We start from the raw sequence: 16093 nt of genomic DNA, 5'->3' as shown, positions 1-16093 counted from the left end.
GGCGCCAGGGCCCGCTCCACCCCAGGGGCCGGGACGACCTCAATGGGGCTCTCCCCGCCGCCGCTCTCGGTCACCCGCTGCCACACCTGCCGAAAGAGCTCCCGGTCCTCCGCCGTCGTCCCCTCCGGTCGGTTTTGCATCTCTTCCATGGCCACGCCTCCTAAATCCCAGTCTTTCGGTCCATACTATGTCAGTGGGCCGCCGACAGTTCCAATGTTAGAGCCATCAAAAGAAATACTTGTTAATCAATCGGAATTATGGTAAAATATTGTCGTATCGGCGTCGGCCGCTCACAGAGAAACACAAAGGAGTCCTTCACATGCTGGAGATCAGGCATTTATCTTATCAGGTGTCCGACGAGTCCGGCGAGGAGCTGGGCATCCTCAACGATGTCTCCCTCACCATCGGCGAGCACAAGTTCGTGGTCATCACCGGCCCCAACGGCGGCGGCAAGACCACCCTGGCCAAGGCCATCATGGGCCTGGTCACCCCCACCGGCGGCCAGATCCTGTGGAACGGTGAGGACATCACCCCCCTCAACATCACCCAGCGGGCCCGGAAGGGCATCAGCTACGGCTTTCAGCAGCCCCCCCGCTTCAAGGGCCTGAAGGTCCGCGACCTGCTGGAGCTCGCCTCCGGCCGGGAGGGCCTCACCCACGAGGAGGAGTGCCAGTACCTCACCCGGGTGGGCCTGTGCGCCGCCGACTATATTGACCGGGAGGTGGACGCCTCCCTCTCCGGCGGCGAGGTCAAGCGCATCGAGATCGCCACCATCCTGGCCCGGGACTCCGGGCTCATGATCTTCGACGAGCCCGAGGCCGGCATCGACCTGTGGTCCTTCGCCCGGCTCACCGACACCTTCCGCCAGCTCCACGACGAGCAGAAGGCCACCCTGGTGGTCATCTCCCACCAGGAGCGCATCATCGACCTGGCCGACGAGATCGTCATGGTGGACCGGGGCGTCATCACCCAGCACGGCGCCAAGGAGGAGATCTTCCCCAAGATCCTGGCCAACACCGTGTCGGGCTGCAGCTATATGCACGGGGCCTGACCCGCCCCGTTTTCACAGTCGGCCGCCCCACACCTGCGGCCGGGAAAGGAAGCATTTGAGCCATGGACAAACTGGAAGCCAAGCTCCTCAAGGAGATCGCCGACCTGGACGGTCTCCCCGTAGGGGCCTACAATATCCGCAAGAACGGGCAGTCTGACGGCCGCGTCAGCACCGCCCACATCGTCATCGACACCAAGACCGACCAGTCGGGCATCGACATCCACATCGCCCCCGGCACCAAGAAGGAGTCGGTCCACATCCCGGTGGTCCTCACCGAGACCGGCCTTACCGAGACCGTCTACAACGACTTCTACATCGGCGAGGACTGCGACGTGGACATCGTCGCCGGCTGCGGCATCCACAACTCCGGCTGCGACACCACCCAGCACGACGGCATCCACACCTTCCACGTGGGCAAGAACTCCAAGGTCCGCTATTATGAGAAGCACTACGGCGAGGGGGAGGGCACCGGCGAGCGCATCTTCAACCCCCAGACCGTGGTCTACCTGGAGGAGGGGGCCTCCATCCACATGGAGACCACCCAGATCCGGGGCGTGGACTCCACCAAGCGGTACACCAAGATCGTGGTGGGGGCCGGCGGCGAGGCCGTCATCACCGAAAAGCTCCTCACCCACGGCAGGCAGACCGCCGAGTCGGAAATGGACATCGTCCTCGCCGGCGAGGACGCCACCGGCCGGGTCATCTCCCGGTCCGTAGCCCAGGACGACTCGGTGCAGGTCTTCTACCCCCGCATGATCGGCGAGGCCAAGTGCTTCGGCCACGTCCAGTGTGACTCCATCCTCATGGGCCAGGCCAAGATCAAGTCCATCCCCGCCATCGCCGCCGAGCACCCCGACGCCCAGCTCATCCACGAGGCCGCCATCGGGCGCATTGCCGGCGACCAGATTTTGAAGCTCATGACCCTCGGTCTCACCGAGGAGGAGGCAGAGGAGAGGATTCTCAATGGCTTCCTGCAGTAAGCCTGTCCCCATCAAGGAGGGTCCTGTCCGAGTCTCCGACCCGTTTTCCTCCTATAATCACATCCAGATCACCGAACTCTATGAGGATGGCACCGCTGTCGGCGCGCTCACCGTCCATCCCGACAGCCTCAACCCCTACGGCATCGTCCACGGGGGCTGTCTGGCCACCCTGGCCGACACGGTGGGCGGCTCCGGGGTCCTTGCCGCCACCGGCAGGCCCTGCGTCACGGTGAACTACGCCTTCAACTTCCTCCGCCCCGCCAAGGGGGAGAACCGGCACATCTTCTGCCGGGCCCAGCCGGAGAAGCTGGGCCAGACCCTGTGCGTCTACCACCTGGTCCTCACCGACGACAACGGCGTGGAGGTGGCCAACGGCAACTTCACCTTCTACCTCACCCAGGAGCCCTCCGCCCCGCCGGCGGACTCCTGAAACAAAAAAATGGCCGCCCGGTCCGGGCGGCCATTTTCTCTGCGTGTATGCCTTTTGGTACGCCTTACTCGTCCCAGTCGGCGTAGTCGTCGAATTCAGAGGGATGGCAGCAGCAGGCCCCCCTCCCCGACACCTTGTCCTTCAGGCAGCAAACGGCGCTGGTGATCTTATCCCAATAGGCCACAATGCAGCATACGGCGGCGGCCAGCGCCAGAGACCAGCCGACGATCTTGAGTACAAAACGGGCAACTTTCATCCCATCGCACCTCCATGTCTGAGCGTTATCACTAGTCTACACGATTTTCGTGGAAAATACAATCATTCACTGCAACTTTTTCCCTTGTATTTATGGGGAAAATAGAATACAATAGATAGACCATAATTGGTTTATTCTGTCCTGTGCTCCAAAGGAGGTACCATATGAGACTGGAAACAGAGAGGGGCGTCATCACCATCAGCCCCGACGTCTTTACCAACATCACCGGCGCTGCCGCGACCAACTGCTATGGCGTCAAGGGCATGGCGGTGCGCTCCAAGACCGACGGCCTGGTCCATCTTCTGCGCCGGGAATCCATGGCCAAGGGGGTCAAGGTCCGGTTCAATGACGATGATACCGTCTCCATTGAGCTCCACATCATCGTGGACAACGGCGTCAATCTCACCGCCGTCAGCCGCTCCATCATGAGCGAGGTCCGCTATATCGTGGAAAAGATCACCGGCGTTCAGGTCAAGAGCGTAGACGTCTGCGTGGATTCCATGGTCATCGGCTGAAGGCCGGCGGCCCATTCCGTCATAGAAAGGAACATTCGACATGAGAGGAACCATTGACGGGGCGCTGCTGGCACGGATGCTCATTCACGCAGCGGCCTCCATCAATTCCCAGAAGCAGCAGATCAACGAACTCAACGTCTTCCCCGTCCCCGACGGCGACACCGGCACCAACATGGGCATGACCATCGCCACCGCCGCCGCCGAGCTCAAAAAGAAGGCTCCCGGCAGCGTGGGCGCCGTGGCCCAGGTCAATGCCAACGCCCTGCTCCGGGGCGCCCGGGGCAACTCCGGCGTCATCCTGTCCCTCCTCTTCCGGGGCTTTGCCAAGGCCATGAAGGACAAGGAGACCGCCGACGGCGCCGACTTCGCCATCGCCCTGGACTACGGCGTGGCCACCGCCTACAAGGCCGTCATGAAGCCCGCCGAGGGCACCATCCTCACCGTCTCCCGCCTGTGCGCCCGCCGGGCCGCCGAGGCCGCCCGAGAGGACCGCGCCATCGAGTTCGTCCTGGACGAGGCCATCAAGGAGGGTCTCATCGCCCTGGACGACACGGTCAACCAGAACCCCGTCCTCAAGAAGGCCGGCGTGGTGGACGCCGGCGGCAAGGGCTTTTTGGCCATCCTCCAGGGCATGCTGGATGAGCTCCGCGGCGAGCCCATGCCCGCCGACGGCGAGGAGGGGACCTCCGGCGAGCAGAAGACCGACTACGCCGCCATCGCCGCCGAGGAGATCACCTTCACCTTCGACACCGTCTTCATCGTCCGCAAGGACGCGGGCTTCAACGGGCTGGAGGCCTTCCAGGCTTACCTCAACAGCGTGGGCGACAGCCTGGTCATCGGCGAGAGCGACGACGCCTTCAAGGTCCATGTCCATACCGACATCCCCGGCGACGTCCTCAGCGAGGCCCAGAAGTACGGCACCCTGGAGCTGGCCAAGATCGAGAACATGCGCACCCAGGCCGAGGATCTGGCCGCCGGACGCCACATCCAGAGCACCGACGACCTGGAGGAGGACGAGCACGACCACTGTGCCGCCCCCGCCGCCCCGGAGAAGCAGTACGGCTTCGTCTCCGTCTGCGCCGGCGACGGCCTGGCCGACGTCTTCCGGGACCTGGGCGTGGACCGTGTGGTCTCCGGGGGCCAGACCATGAACCCCTCCACTCAGGACATCCTCAAGGAGATCGAGGCCACCCCCGCCGAAGTGGTCTACGTCCTCCCCAACAACAAGAACATCATCATGGCCGCCGAGCAGTGTATCCCCCTGGCCCAGGGCAAGACGGTGGTGGTCCTCCCCACCAAGACCATCCCCCAGGGCGTCTCCGCCCTCCTCAGCTTCGACCCCGACGCCATCCAGGAGGACAACACCGACGCCATGACCCAGGCCATCCAGAACGTCCACACCGCCCAGATCACCTACGCCGCCCGGAACTCCGACTTCGACGGCTTTGACATCAAGGAGGGCGACTACCTGGCCCTGGCTGAAAACCAGCTCTTCGGCACCGACCAGGACCTCTCCGCCCTGCTCCGGCGTCTGGCCGAGGCCGAGACCCAGCAGAGCGCCGAGTTCATCACCATCTACTACGGCGAGGACGTGGACGACGGTCAGGCCCAGGCCGCCCTGGATATCTTCACCGCCGCCTGCCCCAATGCCGAGATCACTCTGCTCTCCGGCGGACAGCCCGTCTATTACTACCTCATCTCGGCGGAGTGATCCCCCTTCCATAACGACGCAAAGGGCGGCCCTTGGGGCCGCCCTTTGCCTTTTCCCCATCCCCGCAGAAAGAGAGAATCGGAGGTTTGCCCCATGTCCAACTATGATTTCACCACCCTGCGCTCCCGGCTCCACATGGGAGCTTCCAAGTGGGTCCCCATGGAGAAGGCCGGCGTCACCGACCCCAATGTGATCCCCTTCTCCGTGGCCGACATGGACCTGCTGGTGGCTCCGGAGATCGTCGCCGCCCTCCAGGACCACGCCGCCTTCGGCGTCTACGGCTACACCGGCATGGACGAGACCTTCCGCACCGCCCTCACCGGCTGGATGGAGCGCCGCCACGGCTGGAAGGTGGACCCCGGCTGGCTGGTGAACAACTTCGGCGTGGTCCATGCCGTCGGCCAGGCCGTCCAGGCATTCACCAGACCCGGCGACGCCATCGTGACCCAGACCCCGGCCTACCCGCCCTTCAAGCGCATCGCCGAGGCCACAGGCCGCACCTTCCTGGCCAACCCCCTCCGCCGCACCGACCAAGGCTATGAGCTGGACCTGGACCACCTGGAGGGTCTGTGCAGCCGGGAGGAGACCAAGCTCCTCATCCTCTGCTCGCCCCACAACCCCACCGGCCGGGTGTGGACCCGCGCCGAGCTGGAGGCCGTCGCCGACATCTGCCGCCGCCATAACGTCCTCATTTTCTCCGACGAGATCCACGCCGACTTCATCGCCCCCGGCCACACCCACACCGTTCTGGCCACCCTGGGCGAGGAGACCGCCCACCGCTGCATCCTGGGCACCTCGGCCAGCAAGACCTTCAATCTGGCGGGGCTGGCCACCGCCACCACCGTCATCCCCGACCAGGACCTGCGCCGGCAGTTCCGCGCCAGGACCGACGGCTACACCGGGAGCTACACCGGCTACTTCGGCCTGGCCGCCACCCGGGCGGCCTACGAGCGGGGGGAGCCCTGGCTGGAGGCCCTGCTGGTCCACCTCAAGGGCAACTTCGAGCTGTGCAGATCCTTCCTGGCTGACCGCTTCCCCTCGGTGTGGACCGCCCCCTGGGAGGGCACCTACCTGCTGTGGGCCAACTTCTCCTCCCTGGGGCTTTCGCCGGAGGAGCAGCTGCGCTTCATGCGGGATGAGGCCGGGCTGTGGCTGGACGAGGGGACCATGTTCGGCCCCGAGGGGACCGGCTTCGAGCGTTTCGTCCTGGCCTGTCCCCGCCGCCACCTGGAACTGGCCCTGGAGCGGCTGGACGAGGCCGCCCGCCGCCGGGGGCTCCCCCGTTGAGCCGTCTCACCGCAGACCCCAGACTGGTCCTTTTCCTGGGCGTGCTGGGGGCCTCCTTTTCCTCCGTCTTTGTCCGCTGGCCGGCGGCCCCCTCCCTGGTGACGGCCACCGGCCGGCTGGGCTGGACCGTCCTCCTGCTGCTGCCGGCGGTCCTCCGGTCCCACCGGGCCGAGCTGCGCTCCACCGCCCGCCGGGACCTCCTGATGTGCGCCCTCAGCGGGGCCTGTCTGGCCCTCCACTTTTCCACCTGGTTCGAGTCCCTCAAGTGGACCTCCATCGCCTCCTCCACCGTACTGGTCTCCACCGAGGTCATCTTCTCCGCCCTGGGCTTCGCCCTCTTTCTCCACGGGCGCATCCCCAGGCTGGGGGTGGCCGCCATCGTTGTGACCTTCGCCGGCAGCGCGGCGCTGGCCCTCTCCGACTCCGGCGGCTCCGGCGCTTTGGCGGGGGACCTGCTGGCGGTGCTGGCCGCCGTGGCCGTGGCGGCCTACACCCTCATCGGCCAGGTCCAGCGCGCCCGGCAGTCCACCACCGTCTACACCTTCCTCACCTACGTCTCCTGCCTCATCGTCCTGCTGGTCCTGGACGCCGTCACCGGCACCCTGGTGCTGGGCTGGGGGCTCCGGGAGTCCGCCGTGGGGCTGCTGCTGGCCGTCTTCTGCACCCTGCTGGGCCACTCCCTCTTCTCCTGGAGCCTGAAGTGGCTCTCCCCTGCCTATGTCTCCGCCGCCAAGCTGTGCGAGCCCGTCTTCGCCTCCGTCCTGGGGCTTCTCCTCTTCGGCGAGGGCATCGGCCCTCTCCAGGCGGCGGGGGCCGCCGCCGTCCTGGCCGGCGTCCTCCTCTACACCAGGGCCGAGGGCCGGCAGCCCTGAGCAAAGCGCCCCTTCTGGGGCGCTTTTTCTATTTTTTACGTTACTGCGGCAAATCGCTCTTGCATTTTTTCTCCGCCGGGTGTAAAATACGTCCAACCATTCCAGTTGAGTGAGGTAGTTCAGATGGATCGTCGCCGCCTCACAACTGAATCCCGTTCCTTTACCTATTTTGGCTGGGCTCGATTTACGGGCGCCGGCTTTTTTGGCATGGGTAAAACAGCGGGATAAAGTGAATGGGCCGGCCCTTTGGATGGGGTCGTTGTATCGTCGAACCGTGCGCTCATTGATTTTATCGTCAATGGGCGCTTTTTTTCTTTTGCACCCTTGACGGAAAAAGGAGAAGATCACTATGGTAATCATTATGAAGCCCGGCACCAGGAAAGAGGACATCGAGGCCCTGGCCGATACCTTCCGCGCCCAGGGGCTGGACGTGGGCATCACCCACGGCATCGGCTGCACCATCCTGGGCCTGGTGGGGGACACCACCGAGCTGGATATCGACAAGATCTCCATGGAGGACAACGTGGAACGGGTCATGCGGGTCCAGGAGCCCTATAAGAAGGCCAACCGGAAGTTCCACCCCGAGGACACGGTGGTCTCCGTGGGCAGGGCGCGGATCGGCGGCGGCAGCTTCTCCGTCATCGCCGGCCCTTGTTCGGTGGAGAGCGAGTCCCAGATCTGCGCCGTGGCCCAGGACGTGAAGCTCTCCGGGGCGGCCCTCCTCCGGGGCGGCGCCTTCAAGCCCCGGACCTCCCCCTACTCCTTCCAGGGCATGGGCGCCCCCGGGCTGGAGCTGCTGGTGGAGGCCCGGGAACAGACCGGTCTGCCCATCGTCAGCGAGATCATGGACCCCCGGATGGCCCAGCTCTTCGAGGATGAGGTGGATCTGGTCCAGGTGGGGGCCCGGAACATGCAGAACTTCGAGCTTTTGAAGGAGGTGGGCAAGATGAGCAAGCCCATCCTCCTCAAGCGGGGCCTCTCCAACACCTACGAGGAGTGGATCATGTCGGCGGAGTACATCATGGCCGCCGGCAATGAGAACGTCATCCTCTGCGAGCGGGGCATCCGCACCTTCGAGACCTACACCCGGAACACCCTGGATATATCCGCCATCCCCGCCATCAAGCAGATGAGCCACCTGCCCGTCATCGTGGACCCCTCTCACGCCGCCGGCATGTACTCCATGGTGGAGCCCCTGGCCCTGGCCGCCATCGCCGCCGGGGCAGACGGCCTCATCATTGAGGTCCACAACGATCCCCCCCACGCCAAGTGCGACGGCCAGCAGTCCCTTACCCCCAAGAAGTTCGATGAGCTCATGAAAAAGATCAAGGTCCTGGCCCCCATGATGGGCAAGACCCTGAATCTCTGACCGGGAAGGAGCCGCAGCCATGAAGACCCTCACCGTGACCCTGCCCGGACGCAGCTATGATATCCTCATCGCCCCTGGCCTCCTGGACCGGGCAGGGGCGGCCATCCAGCGGGTCTGCCCACAGGCCAAGCGCCTTTTTGTGGTCACCGACTCCAACGTGCTGCCCCTCTATCTCTCCCGCCTGTCAGACAGCCTGAAGCGCATGAGCTATCAGGTGGTCTGCCACGCCGTCCCCGCCGGGGAGCCCTCCAAGTGCGCCGAGCAGCTCGTCATCCTCTGGGAGAAGATGATGGCCGCCGGGCTCACCCGCACCGACGCCGTGGTGGCCCTGGGCGGCGGCGTGGTGGGGGACCTGGCCGGGTTCGCCGCCGCCACCATCCTCCGGGGGGTGGACTTTATCCAGATCCCCACCACCCTCCTGGCCCAGGTGGACTCCTCCGTGGGGGGGAAGGTGGCCATCGACCTGGCCCACGGGAAAAACCTGGCCGGGGCCTTCTGGCAGCCCAAGCTGGTCCTCATGGACCCGAATGTGCTGGATACCCTGCCCCTGCCCACCTTCATGGACGGTATGGCCGAGGTGGTCAAATATGGCTGCATCCGGGATGCCGCCTTCTTCGATTTTCTGGCCCAGCGGGCGGCCCAGCCCTCCGCCCGGGCATCGCTGATGGCAGAGATCGAACACATTTTGTATACATGCTGCGAAATAAAACGAAACGTAGTGGAACAGGATGAACGGGACACAGGAGAGCGGATGCTCCTCAACTTTGGCCACACCATTGGCCACGCCTACGAGCTGGCGGGACACTATACGGAGTGGACCCACGGCTCGGCGGTGTCCGCCGGTATGTGCGCCGCCGCCCGGCTGGGCGTAGCGCTGGGGGTGACCCCGGCAGAAGTGCCGGAGCGGCTGGAGACCGTGCTGTCCGCCCTGGGCCTGCCCACCGCCATTCCCTGCACCGCAGAGGACTATACCGCCGCCGTGGGACTGGACAAGAAGGGAGCGGGGGACCACATCTCGGTCATTCTGCTCGCGGCGCTGGGCCGGGCCGTCCCCCACAGGATGCCCAAGGCGGAGCTGCTGCGTCGACTGGAGGCGCTGATATGAACATCACCATCACCCCGGCCCTGCTCAGGGGTTCGGTCACCCCGCCCCCCAGCAAGTCCGTCGGCCACCGTGCCCTGCTTGCCCTGCTCCTGGCCGATGGAACGGGGACCCTCTCCAATTTGGGGGACTCGGAGGACATCCGGGCCACCCAGTTCTGCGCCGCCGCCCTCCGGTCCGGCCACCCCGCCGGCCAGGACGGCCTGCCCATTTTGGACTGCGGGGAGTCGGGCTCTACCCTGCGCTTTCTGATCCCGGTGGCCCTGGCCCTCCGGGGGGGCGGACACTTCACTGGCCGTGGCCGGCTCATGGAGCGGCCCCAGGCCCCCTATCGGGACCTGTTTCGGGAGAAGGGGATCTTCTGGGAGGAGATGGCCGGCAGCCTGACCGTCCGCGGCCAGCTGGAACCGGGGACCTACGCCCTGCCCGGGAACGTATCCTCCCAGTTCATTACCGGCCTCCTTTATGCCCTCCCCCTGTTGTCCGGGGACAGCCAGATCCTCCTCACCACCCCCCTGGAGTCTGGGGCCTATGTGGACCTGACCCTGGACGTGCTGGAGAAGTTCGGCATCCGGGTGGAGCGGGAGGAGCGGGGCTTCCGGGTGCCCGGCGGGCAGAAGTTCACCGCCCGGGACCTGACCATCGAGGCCGACTGGTCGGCTGCCGCCTTCTGGTACGCCGCCGCCCTGCTGGACAGCGACGTGGACATCCAGGGGCTGGACGCCGGCTCCGCCCAGGCCGACGCCGCCATCGCCCGCCACTACTGGACCCTGGCCCGGCCCAGCCATGCCGAGATCGACGTCTCCGGCTGTCCCGACCTGGTCCCTCCCCTGGCCGCCATGGCCGCCCTCCGGGGGGAGGGGCTCGCCACCCGGCTGGTCAACGCCGCCCGGCTCCGGATGAAGGAGAGTGACCGGCTCTCTACCGTCACCGACGTGCTCACCGCCCTTGGGGCGGACGTGGAGGAGCACGACGACTATCTGGTCATCCACGGGAAGGACACCCTCCCCGGCGGGGTCACCGTCTCCGGCCACAACGACCACCGCATCGCCATGATGGCCGCCATCGCCGCCACCAACTGTGACGCCCCCGTCACCATCACGGGGGCGGAGTGCGTCAGGAAGTCCTACCCCAGCTTCTGGGCGGACTACGAGGCCCTGGGCGGCGTTATCACCCGGACAGAGGAGGCACAGCCATGAGATATACCATCTTCGGCGAGTCCCACGGCCCCGCCATCGGGGTGACCCTGGAGAGCGTCCCCGCCGGTCTGGCTCTGGACCTGGACTTTATCCGTTCCGAGCTCGCCCGCCGGGCCCCCGGCCAGAACGCCATGACCACCGCCCGGCGAGAGAAAGACGAACCTGAGCTCCTCTCCGGCGTCTTTGAGGGCAGGACCACCGGCGCCCCCCTGTGCGCCGTCATCTTCAACACCGATACACGGTCCAAAGACTACGCCAGGCTCAAAAATCTGCCCCGGCCCGGCCACGCCGACTACGCCGGCTTTGTCCGCTACCACGGCTGCAACGACTACCGGGGCGGCGGCCACTTCTCTGGCCGGCTCACCGCCCCCCTGGTCTTTGCCGGGGCGGTGGCCAAGCTCCTCCTGCGGGAGCGGGGGGTGGAGGTGGCCGCCCGCATCTCCAACGTGGCCGGCATCGCCGACCCCACCCCCGAGGAGATGGAGGCGGCCATCCTGGCCGCCAAGGCCGACGGGGACTCAGTGGGCGGACGCATTGCCTGCGCCGTCACCGGCCTGCCCGCCGGACTGGGGTCCCCCGACTTCGACTGCAACGTGGAGGGTATCTTCTCCCAGTACCTCTTCGCCGTCCCCGCCGTCAAGGCGGTGGGCTTCGGCCTGGGGACCGGCTTCGCCGACCTCCGGGGCAGCGCGGCCAACGACCCCTTCTACATGGACGGAGATACCGTCAAGACCCGGACCAACCACGCCGGCGGCATCAACGGCGGCATCACCAACGGCATGCCGGTGACCTTTGAGGTCACCATCCGGCCCACCCCCTCCATCGCCCGTGAGCAGGACACCGTGGACCTGTCCAGCGGCGCCGACGCCAAGCTGGCCATCACTGGCCGCCACGACCCCTGCATCCTCCCTCGGGCGGTGCCGGTCATCGAAGCCGCCGCCGCCCTGGCCGCCTGCGCGGTGCTGGGCGTCTGAGTTACCACTGCGAGGTGTAGTTCTATGAGTCAACTGGATGCCCTTCGGGGGCAGATCGACCACATCGACGCCCAACTCACCGCCCTCTTTCTCCGCCGCATGGAGGTGACGGAGCAGGTGGGCCGCTGGAAGCAAGCCAACGGCGTCCCGGTACTGGATGCCGCCCGGGAACAGGAGGTTCTGGCCAAAAAGGCCGCTCTCACCGACGACCCCGCCCGCAAGGACGACGTCATCGCCCTCTACGAGGCCATCATGGGCATCTCCCGCCGGCAGCAGCGCAAGCTCCTCACCGAGTCGGGCAACGGGGACTACCAGCGTGTCTGCGCCGCCCTCCGCGCCGCCCGGCCCCCGCTGGAGCGCCCCCGGGTACTCTATCAGGGGGAGCCGGGGGCCTACTCCGACGAGGCCGCCGGGCGCTTCTTCGGGGAGACCGTCTCCCGGTCCCATGTCGCCACCTGGGAGGAGGTCTTTCAGGCCCTCAAGTGCGGAGAGGCCGACTACGGCGTCCTCCCCATTGAGAACAGCTCCACCGGCTCCATCAGCCAGGTCTACGACCTGCTGGCCGCCTACGGCCACTGCATCGTGGGGGAGCAGACGGTGAAGGTGGACCACTGTCTGGCCGCCCCCGCCGGGGCCAGGCTGGACGGCATCACCACCGTCTACTCCCATGAGCAGGGTCTGCTCCAATGCGCCGACTTCCTCAAGGGGAGGGGCTGGACCTGCGTCCCCCGGCTCAACACCGCCGAGAGCGCCCAGTTTGTCGCCCGAAGCGGCAGGGCTGACCGGGCCGCCATCTGTTCCCCCCGGGCGGCGGAGCACTACGGCCTGGAGATCCTGGCCGCCCACCTCAACGCCAACGACTGCAATTACACCCGCTTTGTCATCGTCTCCCCGGTACCGGAGCGCCGCCCGGGCAGCGACAAGGTGAGCGTTCTCTTCACCCTGCCCCACCGCACCGGTTCCCTCCACCAGCTCATGACCACCTTCGCCGTCAACGGGCTCAATCTCATGAAGCTGGAGTCCCGGCCCATCGTGGGCCGGAGCTGGGAATACCGCTTCTTCGCCGACTTCACCGGGGACCTGGCCGCCCCCGGCATGGACGGGGTCCTCCTGGAGCTCACCCAGTCCGCCGAGGGCTTCCGGGTGCTGGGGAACTACCCCGCCGCCAGGGAGGGCTGAGCCATGGAGACGCGCAACATCGTCCTCATCGGCATGATGGCCTCTGGCAAGACCACAGTGGGCGGCCTTCTCGCCGCCCGGCTGGGCCGGACGCTGGCCGACACCGACGCCCTCATCGAGGCCCGGGAGGGCCGGACCATCCCCGCCATCTTCGCCGCCGACGGCGAGGGCTATTTCCGGGACCGGGAGCGGGAGACGGCGGAGGTCCTGGCCCGCCGGACCGGCCTGGTCATCGCCTGCGGCGGCGGGCTGCCTCTGCGCGCCGCCGCCATGGCCCCCCTCAAGGCGTCCGGCGTGGTCTTCTGGCTCTGCCGGGACCCAGGGAGGACCTACGACACCGTCTCCATGGCCGGAAGGCCCCTGGCCCAGGAGGGCAAAGCGGCCTTCCTGGACCGCTTCGCCCAGCGGGAACCGGTCTACCGGCAGTGGGCGGACCACATCATCCCGGAGGCCCCCTCCCCGGAGGCCGCCGCAGACGCCATTCTGGAGGTGCTCAGAGCATGAAATTTCTCGTCATCAACGGTCCCAATCTCAATCTGCTGGGCAAGCGGGAGCCGGGCATCTACGGCTCGGAGAACTACGAGGGCCTGTGCGCCCATCTCAGGGACTTCGCCGCCGCCCACAGCTCCACCGTGGACTGCTTACAGTCCAACCACGAGGGGGCCATCGTGGACGCCATCCAGGCCGCCGACGGGGTCTACGACGCCATCGTCATGAATCCTGGGGCCTACACCCACTATTCCGTGGCCATTCTGGACGCCCTCAAGGCCGTCTCGGTCCCCTGCGTGGAGGTCCACATCTCCAACATCCACCAGCGGGAGGAGTTCCGCCACAAGAGCGTTACCGCCCCCGCCTGTGTGGGCCAGATCTGCGGCCTGGGACTCTACGGCTACGAAGCCGCCCTCTCCTACTTTCTCTCGAGAGAGAAAGTAGGCAAAGAGAGCTTTGGACTGCCCTGCGGGGATACGCGTTCAGAAAACTGAAACGCCGTGCATCCCCACAGCCACCTCCTCCCCGCACTTCCCTCAAGAGAGAAAGTAGGCAAAGAGAGCTGTGGGCTTCCCTTCGAAGATAGGCTTTAGGAGAATCAAAACCTGTGCATCCCCACAGCCATGTTCTCATGTTGATAATCCAGCCGCAGTTCCATCAAATCAACCAGTATAGACGGTAAAAACCTCTATCTTTTCCACACCAGCCGCCCAAACTGTGTAAAACCAAAGGAGAACCGCCATGCAGGTCGAGCTGAAAAACACCACCAAAAAGCTGTGCGTCATCGGGGACCCGGTGCTCCACTCCAAGTCCCCCCTGCTCCAGAACGCCATGCTCCAGGCCCTGGGACTGGATTATATCTACCTCTGTCAGCCCGTCAAGGCCGGGGAGGCCGCCCGGTGGCTGGAGGCGGCCAAGACCGCGGGCTACGCCGGCTTCAACGCCACCATGCCCCACAAGGAGGACCTCCTTCCCCTCATGGATGTGCTGGACGAGGACGCCAGGCTCTACCGCTCGGTAAATACGGTTTGTATAAAAGATGACAAAGTATACGGATATAATACAGACGGGCAGGGCTTTCTCCAGGCGCTGCTGGACGCCGGCTTTGATCCCAGGGGCCGCCGGGTGGTCCTTCTGGGGGCGGGAGGCGCCGCCAAGGCGGTGGCCCTGAAGCTGGCCCAACAGAGGGTGGCCTCGGTGACCATCTGCAACCGCACCCTGGAGAAGGCCCAGGCCCTCTGTGACCGGGCTCCGGAGGTCCTCTCTCCCGCCGGCTTTGATATCGACACCCTCCGGGCCCAGGCCGCCGGAGCCGACCTGCTGGTCAACTGTACCTCCCTGGGCATGGCGGGGGCAAAGGGCGGCTTTGAGGACCTCTCCTTTCTGGAGGCCCTGCCCGCCGGCGCGCCGGTGTACGACCTCATCTACGCCCCCGCCGAGACCGCCCTTCTGGCTCGGGCCAGGGCCCTGGGGCATCCCGCCTTCAACGGCCTGAGCATGCTCCTCTACCAGGCCGTCTTCGCCCTGGAGCACTTCACCGGCGTCTCCATCGACGCCCCCGCCATGGTGCGGCGGCTCGCCCCTCTGCTGGAAGCATAAGCAAGCCCGTTCTGTTCCCTCTGACTGGCGCATATACATCCCACAGTGGAAACCACGACGGGGAGTGTTGCGCGTGTGAAAGGGAACATCGAGGAGCGGGCCTGTCGGCTGGCCCTTTACATCATTGAGAACAAGGCGACGGTCCGGGCCGCTGCACAGCGTTTTGGCATCAGCAAGTCCACCGTCCACAAGGACATTCAGGACCGTCTGAGCACCTTCAACCGCCCCCTCTACCTCCAGGTAAAGGCTGTTCTGGAGGAAAACAAGGCACAGCGGCACATCCGGGGCGGCATCGCCACCCGGAGAAAGTACAGGGGCGAGACCTCCGACCCCAAAAACAGCGGCCCGGAAGCATAGCTTCCGGGCCGCTCAGCTTGTCGAAAAAGCAGATATGCTTTAGATTTTGTGCAAGAGCCTCGCAGAGTTCCGTCGTCCGCAGACGACGGAATGAAATGACATCTGTTTTTTCCGGCGACATGTGCGTCGAAAAAAACACCTCTCAGCCTGCAAGCGTGCAAGTTGGGCCCCAAACAAAGCCCGGCGAAGCGGCTTTGTTTGGGGCCTGACGAAGTGCGACGCAGCAGGCTGCATCTCTTCGAAAAAATGCTTGCATTTTTGAGAGAGCCTGTCGACTTTGTCGACAGGCTCAGCGGCCCGGAAGCATAGCTTCCGGGCCGCTGTTTTTTGTTTATACAGTGACCACCCGGGGCGCGGACAGCAGCCGCCCGGCGATGTCGTACATATTGCTCACCACGCCCACCTTGCAGGCTTCGGTCAGGCTGAAGTAGTTGAGACAGGTGCCGCACACCAGGATCTCGCAGCCCTTTTCCGCCAGAGACTTCAGGCTCTCAATGACCTGGGGCTCCCCGCCGGCGGGCAGCTTCACGCCACCGTTCATGAAGAGGAGGCAGGCGGGGGGCGTATCGCTCTGGGCCAGGGTGTAGAGGAACATCTTCATCAGGCTCTCTCCCAGCTCCCGGCTGCCGTCGCCGATGAAGTCCTTGCCGATGAATACCGTGGCGCCGCCGGGGGCCGTGGGGCAGCAGACTGCCGGCTCCGGCGCGGGGGCCGCCCTCCGCT

General features: G+C 65.6%; 18 protein-coding genes. 16 read left to right on the top strand and 2 right to left on the bottom strand.

The features are described 5' to 3' along the window. The first annotated feature begins 319 nt into the window (after positions 1–319). The 3 genes from Q0Y09_RS09960 to Q0Y09_RS09950 all read left to right on the top strand — a co-directional run bounded on the left by Q0Y09_RS09960 (position 320) and on the right by Q0Y09_RS09950 (position 2461). Positions 320–1051: an ABC transporter ATP-binding protein gene (locus tag Q0Y09_RS09960; RefSeq protein WP_297720979.1), complete on the top strand. Its 732-nt coding sequence runs from the start codon at positions 320–322 to the stop codon at positions 1049–1051. A 62-nt stretch (positions 1052–1113) separates the two neighbouring features. Further along, a complete protein-coding gene (locus tag Q0Y09_RS09955; protein WP_297720976.1) occupies positions 1114–2031 on the top strand; it encodes a SufD family Fe-S cluster assembly protein in 918 nt (305 codons plus the stop codon). Then, positions 2015–2461: a PaaI family thioesterase gene (locus Q0Y09_RS09950; RefSeq protein WP_297720974.1), complete on the top strand. Its 447-nt coding sequence runs from the start codon at positions 2015–2017 to the stop codon at positions 2459–2461. Before Q0Y09_RS09955 ends, Q0Y09_RS09950 begins: the two co-directional genes overlap by 17 nt. A 64-nt stretch (positions 2462–2525) precedes the next feature. Here the strand turns inward: Q0Y09_RS09950 and Q0Y09_RS09945 are convergent, their stop codons facing one another. Then, complete coding sequence (locus Q0Y09_RS09945) at positions 2526–2717, bottom strand: hypothetical protein (protein ID WP_297720971.1); 192 nt, start codon at positions 2715–2717, stop codon at positions 2526–2528. Between the two features lie 164 nt (positions 2718–2881). On the opposite strand from Q0Y09_RS09945, the gene Q0Y09_RS09940 reads away from it, so the two are divergent. The 13 genes from Q0Y09_RS09940 (at position 2882) to Q0Y09_RS09880 (ending at position 15370) form a co-directional block, all read left to right on the top strand. Continuing rightward, on the top strand, positions 2882–3232 hold the full coding sequence (locus Q0Y09_RS09940) for an Asp23/Gls24 family envelope stress response protein (RefSeq protein WP_297720968.1): 351 nt from the start codon (positions 2882–2884) through the stop codon (positions 3230–3232). Between the two features lie 40 nt (positions 3233–3272). After that, the gene (locus Q0Y09_RS09935; RefSeq protein ID WP_297720965.1) at positions 3273–4943 is read left to right on the top strand and encodes a DAK2 domain-containing protein; all 1671 of its coding nucleotides are present in this window, start codon (positions 3273–3275) and stop codon (positions 4941–4943) included. A gap of 93 nt (positions 4944–5036) precedes the next feature. Then, positions 5037–6230, top strand: a complete 1194-nt coding sequence (locus Q0Y09_RS09930) for a MalY/PatB family protein (RefSeq protein ID WP_297720963.1) — start codon at positions 5037–5039, stop codon at positions 6228–6230. Beyond that, positions 6227–7102 carry a DMT family transporter gene (locus Q0Y09_RS09925; RefSeq protein WP_297720960.1) on the top strand — a complete coding sequence of 292 codons (876 nt, stop codon included), beginning with the start codon at positions 6227–6229 and terminating at the stop codon, positions 7100–7102. The genes Q0Y09_RS09930 and Q0Y09_RS09925 overlap by 4 nt, the downstream gene beginning before the upstream one ends. A gap of 349 nt (positions 7103–7451) precedes the next feature. Then, positions 7452–8471, top strand: coding sequence for a 3-deoxy-7-phosphoheptulonate synthase (aroF, locus tag Q0Y09_RS09920; RefSeq protein ID WP_297720957.1), 1020 nt, complete (start codon positions 7452–7454; stop codon positions 8469–8471). A gap of 19 nt (positions 8472–8490) precedes the next feature. Then, positions 8491–9576 carry a 3-dehydroquinate synthase gene (gene aroB / locus Q0Y09_RS09915; protein ID WP_297720954.1) on the top strand — a complete coding sequence of 362 codons (1086 nt, stop codon included), beginning with the start codon at positions 8491–8493 and terminating at the stop codon, positions 9574–9576. Continuing rightward, the gene (locus Q0Y09_RS09910) at positions 9573–10772 is read left to right on the top strand and encodes a 3-phosphoshikimate 1-carboxyvinyltransferase (RefSeq protein ID WP_297720951.1); all 1200 of its coding nucleotides are present in this window, start codon (positions 9573–9575) and stop codon (positions 10770–10772) included. The genes aroB and Q0Y09_RS09910 overlap by 4 nt, the downstream gene beginning before the upstream one ends. Beyond that, positions 10769–11746, top strand: a complete 978-nt coding sequence (locus Q0Y09_RS09905) for a chorismate synthase (protein ID WP_297720948.1) — start codon at positions 10769–10771, stop codon at positions 11744–11746. The genes Q0Y09_RS09910 and Q0Y09_RS09905 overlap by 4 nt, the downstream gene beginning before the upstream one ends. 24 nt (positions 11747–11770) lie before the next feature. Beyond that, positions 11771–12925, top strand: a complete 1155-nt coding sequence (locus Q0Y09_RS09900) for a bifunctional chorismate mutase/prephenate dehydratase (protein WP_297720945.1) — start codon at positions 11771–11773, stop codon at positions 12923–12925. Between the two features lie 3 nt (positions 12926–12928). Next, positions 12929–13429, top strand: a complete 501-nt coding sequence (locus Q0Y09_RS09895; protein ID WP_297720942.1) for a shikimate kinase — start codon at positions 12929–12931, stop codon at positions 13427–13429. Next, positions 13426–13908, top strand: coding sequence for a type II 3-dehydroquinate dehydratase (gene aroQ / locus Q0Y09_RS09890; RefSeq protein ID WP_297720939.1), 483 nt, complete (start codon positions 13426–13428; stop codon positions 13906–13908). Before Q0Y09_RS09895 ends, aroQ begins: the two co-directional genes overlap by 4 nt. Positions 13909–14155: 247 nt before the next feature. Further along, positions 14156–15013, top strand: coding sequence for a shikimate dehydrogenase (aroE, locus tag Q0Y09_RS09885; protein WP_297720937.1), 858 nt, complete (start codon positions 14156–14158; stop codon positions 15011–15013). Between the two features lie 75 nt (positions 15014–15088). After that, complete coding sequence (locus Q0Y09_RS09880; protein ID WP_297720934.1) at positions 15089–15370, top strand: sporulation transcriptional regulator SpoIIID; 282 nt, start codon at positions 15089–15091, stop codon at positions 15368–15370. Between the two features lie 331 nt (positions 15371–15701). Here the strand turns inward: Q0Y09_RS09880 and yedF are convergent. Further along, positions 15702–16093 (bottom strand): sulfurtransferase-like selenium metabolism protein YedF (gene yedF, locus Q0Y09_RS09875; RefSeq protein ID WP_297720932.1); only part of this gene is annotated, 392 nt, incomplete at its 5' end.

The organism is Intestinimonas sp., from assembly GCF_026169115.1.
In the GTDB taxonomy this organism is placed as follows: domain Bacteria; phylum Bacillota; class Clostridia; order Oscillospirales; family Oscillospiraceae; genus Intestinimonas.
This window is presented reverse-complemented; position numbering and strand designations above follow the sequence as displayed.

Excerpts from the sequence above, each read along its gene's own strand:
- Q0Y09_RS09910 (WP_297720951.1), top strand. The coding sequence starts at position 9,573 with ATGAACATCACCATCACCCCGGCCCTGCTCAGGGGTTCGGTCACCCCG.
- Q0Y09_RS09930 (WP_297720963.1), top strand. The coding sequence starts at position 5,037 with ATGTCCAACTATGATTTCACCACCCTGCGCTCCCGGCTCCACATGGGA.
- Q0Y09_RS09950 (WP_297720974.1), top strand. The coding sequence starts at position 2,015 with ATGGCTTCCTGCAGTAAGCCTGTCCCCATCAAGGAGGGTCCTGTCCGA.
- Q0Y09_RS09895 (WP_297720942.1), top strand. The coding sequence starts at position 12,929 with ATGGAGACGCGCAACATCGTCCTCATCGGCATGATGGCCTCTGGCAAG.
- Q0Y09_RS09940 (WP_297720968.1), top strand. The coding sequence starts at position 2,882 with ATGAGACTGGAAACAGAGAGGGGCGTCATCACCATCAGCCCCGACGTC.
- aroB (WP_297720954.1), top strand. The coding sequence starts at position 8,491 with ATGAAGACCCTCACCGTGACCCTGCCCGGACGCAGCTATGATATCCTC.
- aroF (WP_297720957.1), top strand. The coding sequence starts at position 7,452 with ATGGTAATCATTATGAAGCCCGGCACCAGGAAAGAGGACATCGAGGCC.
- Q0Y09_RS09955 (WP_297720976.1), top strand. The coding sequence starts at position 1,114 with ATGGACAAACTGGAAGCCAAGCTCCTCAAGGAGATCGCCGACCTGGAC.
- Q0Y09_RS09935 (WP_297720965.1), top strand. The coding sequence starts at position 3,273 with ATGAGAGGAACCATTGACGGGGCGCTGCTGGCACGGATGCTCATTCAC.
- Q0Y09_RS09960 (WP_297720979.1), top strand. The coding sequence starts at position 320 with ATGCTGGAGATCAGGCATTTATCTTATCAGGTGTCCGACGAGTCCGGC.
- Q0Y09_RS09905 (WP_297720948.1), top strand. The coding sequence starts at position 10,769 with ATGAGATATACCATCTTCGGCGAGTCCCACGGCCCCGCCATCGGGGTG.
- Q0Y09_RS09945 (WP_297720971.1), bottom strand. The coding sequence starts at position 2,717 with ATGAAAGTTGCCCGTTTTGTACTCAAGATCGTCGGCTGGTCTCTGGCG.
- aroE (WP_297720937.1), top strand. The coding sequence starts at position 14,156 with ATGCAGGTCGAGCTGAAAAACACCACCAAAAAGCTGTGCGTCATCGGG.
- aroQ (WP_297720939.1), top strand. The coding sequence starts at position 13,426 with ATGAAATTTCTCGTCATCAACGGTCCCAATCTCAATCTGCTGGGCAAG.
- Q0Y09_RS09900 (WP_297720945.1), top strand. The coding sequence starts at position 11,771 with ATGAGTCAACTGGATGCCCTTCGGGGGCAGATCGACCACATCGACGCC.